This window comes from Parafilimonas sp., assembly GCF_047606085.1.
Classification (GTDB): Bacteria; Bacteroidota; Bacteroidia; order Chitinophagales; family Chitinophagaceae; genus Parafilimonas.
Genome location: NZ_JASGEX010000139.1, coordinates 1 through 3,809 on the forward strand (window position 1 = coordinate 1; position 3,809 = coordinate 3,809).

Genomic DNA, 3,809 nt, shown 5'->3' on the forward strand with positions numbered 1-3,809 from the left:
ATATTCATTTTGCCCATGCGATAATTTGCGACCATCTATCTTTTGGCCTATAAGTACTTCTAAATTTTGCATACGCAAAAGTAGGAAAATAAAGCGAGAAATGTCGCCTATCCTGTGAAATGGTTTGTATAATATTCTTGAAGAGACGCAGAAAGGCACCCTCGATATAACAAAATGGCTTATATGGTTTTTAGAATGTTTAGAACATTCGTTGGATTCCACAGATGAATTACTGGCTGCTGTTTTCAGTAAAGTACAGTTTTGGGATAAACATAAGGCAACCGCCTTGAATGAACGCCAGAAACTACTTATAAATAAGCTGCTTGATGGGTTTACCGGAAAGCTAACTTCTTCCAAATGGGCTAGAATCGCCAAATGTTCACAAGACACCGCATTAAGGGATATTCAGGATTTACTTCAAAAAAGCATTCTTGAAAAAGAGGCTGCCGGCGGCAGAAGTACCAGCTATGTTTTGAAGTATAGCTGATAAGAATACCACTTATTCAATATAAAAATGTAATGCCGTTGAGTGCCATCTTAATCCTTGTTGTGATGGAAGAAGCGTTGCTTGAAAGAAATATCCGGATCTGATTGTTCGCCAAAGCCTCATTGAAATCCCCACATCCATTGGCCCCCATTAATTTCAGAAAATAAATTATAGTTAACAGGTTTTTCTGATGCCCATATATTGGTTATCCCCATCAGCCCAATTAAACCTAACTGTGCCCTTAAAGTTTCAAAAAGTGTTACAAAACCGGTTTCCTCAAAAACATCAGTATGTCCGCCTTTAGACTGCATTTTCCATATATGATTAATTTATGTTATTTCTGAAAACTCCAATTCAAGCAACTGGAGCTTGCTATTCCTGTAAATAAAATATCCTTCTTATCGAGCGGTGAATTCGTTGGTATGGTGGCCGACAATCCCGATCAGAAAATGGAGCTGAAAGCTTTTTGCGCAGAGATTCAAAACGATCACGAAACGCTTACTAAGGAACAGGCTTCTTTCAAAGACTTACCGGAAATCACTACTGTAAACCAAAATAGAATTTTAGAAAATTACCTATCCATTAAAAAGATGTCCAGGCCATCCTGCAGACAGAAATGGAAAGAATGTTGGATACACCGGAGTTAACAGATTTGATTATTAAGAAATAACAAAGATTAAATTCATTCGAAATCGCTTTTTTAGGAGCTTAATTCTTTGGTTATGTCTGATGAAAAATGTGTCTCATTTCGACATTAACTGTATCTAATGATTATGGCTTCAACGTAAAAACAAGTTAATGTCGAGAATTGTTGATAATTTCGACATTAAAATTGATTCATGTCGAAGACAACGACATATCTAAAACTCAATGATGGAAATTAAATAAAACTTCGACATACCACGGATTACAATAGGAACGCTCCTTTTAATGAGTTACCGGATTTACCTCCGGCAGATTTTCAGGAGTCCCAAGACATATTCAGGCATTTGGCAAAAGCATCAAGGTATATAGGAGAATTGAATGGACTTTGTGCTTCTTTGCCTAATCCCGAACTACTCATCAATACTATTGTCTTGCAAGAAAGTAAAGATAGTTCTGCTATAGAAAACATTGTAACAACACAGGATGAACTATACAAAGCCGCCGCCGAAGAGAGTACTGCCAGTCATGCTGCAAAAGAAGTGTTGAGTTACAGAGAAGCACTATATGCAGGTTTAGAAAAAATGCAGGCACAAAAAAATTTATTGCTGACCAATACAATGGTAGAAATTGTACAGATCATTAAGCAAAATAAAGCTGGTATCAGAAATACGCCTGGTACCGCACTAAAAAATGCGATCAATGGAGAAGTAATCTATACCCCGCCCTGTTGTGAAGAGGTGCTGAGAGAAAAATTAGCTTCATTAGAAAGATTTATCAATAACCCCGAGGCTTCACCACTTGATCCATTGATAAAAATGGCTTTTATCCATTATCAGTTTGAAGCCATTCATCCATTTGCAGATGGCAATGGCAAGACAGGTCGCATTGTAAACGCCCTGTATCTTGTACAACAGGAATTATTGACTCAACCGATTTTATATCTCAGCTCATACATCGTAAAATATAAAACAGAATACTATCAATTATTGCGTAACGTGACTGAAAAAAACAACTGGCATGATTGGATAATGTATATGCTGACTGCTCTTACCGAAACAGCACAATTAAGTACGAAGAAAATACGGAATATGCTTTCTCTAAAAGAGGAAATTGAAAAAAAAATGAAACAGGTATTAGGCTCTTCTTTTAGTTACGATCTGTTACAACTAATGTTTACATTGCCATATTTAAAGATTGAGCTTTTAGAAAAAAAAGAAATCGCACATCGTCAAACAGCATCTATATGGCTGAAAAAGCTGACAGAAGCAGACATTCTAAAACCTCAAAAAATAGGAAGAACAACTTACTTCGTCAATTATAAATTGATGGATGTTTTATCTGCTGATTAATGTACAAACTGACGATACAAAATGCCTTCAAATATTTACTTTAGCAATCTTCAACGCTTTATTATTCTTATATGCAGATTTAGTTGAACAATCTAACTCATTGGGACTCTCAAATGATGCTGTGGATTCGGAAAATTTATTTTGTGCATTCTTGAATCAGGCTTTCGGATGGAAACTTATTAATGCCAATGAACCCAGGCAGAATCAGGAATCTTTTGATCTTATTGACAAGCGACGGAATCTATTAGTTCAAGTAACTTCAAATAAAAATTACTCAGATAAGCTTCACAAAACCGTCGCAACATTTAAAAATAGTAATAAAGGAAAGAAAAAGAAGCAACTTATTATTTTGTTCATTTCAAGAAAATGTCCTCCCAAAATACTTAAATAAATTGAAGAAGGTTACGTAGTATATGAAGGCTATGATATTCCAAAGCTTCTTAAAAAAATTTATTATGCGAACAAACTTCCTTCTGAGCTAAAGTTGGCTGCATGTATGAATTTTTAAGTGCCTCGCCAACATTTTTGCCGCACAATAAACATAACTACCGCGTTAATTTTCCTGATTCATAAATATGCCGAATACTTACCGCATCAAGCGCCTGCATGCAAATTCTCACATCCTGCATGCAGCCTTTACATGTTCTGTCCAACGGGAATTCCTCTTTGCTGCCAATCGTCCAACGGGCTGTTTGTTACCGCCAAAAAATTCTTCAAAATAAATTTTGTCAATTCAAATTAACAGTTCAATTTTATGTTAAGCTATTATGTGAAAATGCCGTTAGGAAAAGCCTGAACAGCACCCTTATTATTGCTTTAAGCCTGGAAATAAAAAATAGCCTGAACAAAATTTACAGAACATGAAACCATAGCATATAACAGTTGCTATTAACCTTGCGGAACTATGCGATTACCCTCGTATGCCATCCTCTGCGCATACCTGCTGCTGCATGCAGGTGCAATATGCGCCCAACCGCCGGACAGCACAGGCATAAACTCAATCACTGATGTTAATGCAAAGGTGCTCAGCGGGCTGGAGAAGCAGTACAGCGGTTTGCAATCCAAGATCAATAAACAGTCTTCCCGGCTGTTATCAAAGCTGCAGCGCCAGGAAGATAAGCTGTATAAGAAATTAAGCATACAGGACAGCCTTAAAGCAAAGGAACTGTTTACAGAAAACATACAGGATCGCTATAAAAACCTGCAAAGCAATCTCACCAAAACAACCGATAAATTAAAAAGCTTCCCGCTCAAAGAATACCTGCCCGGCATAGACAGCGTGCAGACCAGCCTTGGCTTCTTAACCAAAAACATCCATCTCCCAACCG

Annotated in this window: 4 protein-coding genes; all 4 read left to right on the forward strand. The window is 37.0% G+C overall.

Going from position 1 to position 3,809, the window contains the following annotated elements:
* The first annotated feature begins 124 nt into the window (after positions 1-124).
* Complete coding sequence (locus tag QM629_RS12400) at positions 125-487, forward strand: hypothetical protein (RefSeq protein ID WP_415160193.1); 363 nt, start codon at positions 125-127, stop codon at positions 485-487.
* 989 nt (positions 488-1,476) lie between these two features.
* Complete coding sequence (locus tag QM629_RS12405; RefSeq protein ID WP_415160194.1) at positions 1,477-2,481, forward strand: Fic family protein; 1,005 nt, start codon at positions 1,477-1,479, stop codon at positions 2,479-2,481.
* Positions 2,462-2,872 carry an SMEK domain-containing protein gene (locus QM629_RS12410; protein WP_415160195.1) on the forward strand — a complete coding sequence of 137 codons (411 nt, stop codon included), beginning with the start codon at positions 2,462-2,464 and terminating at the stop codon, positions 2,870-2,872. The genes QM629_RS12405 and QM629_RS12410 overlap by 20 nt, the downstream gene beginning before the upstream one ends.
* A 513-nt stretch (positions 2,873-3,385) precedes the next feature.
* The coding region (locus QM629_RS12415; RefSeq protein ID WP_415160196.1) for a hypothetical protein at positions 3,386-3,809 on the forward strand (424 nt) is incomplete at its 3' end.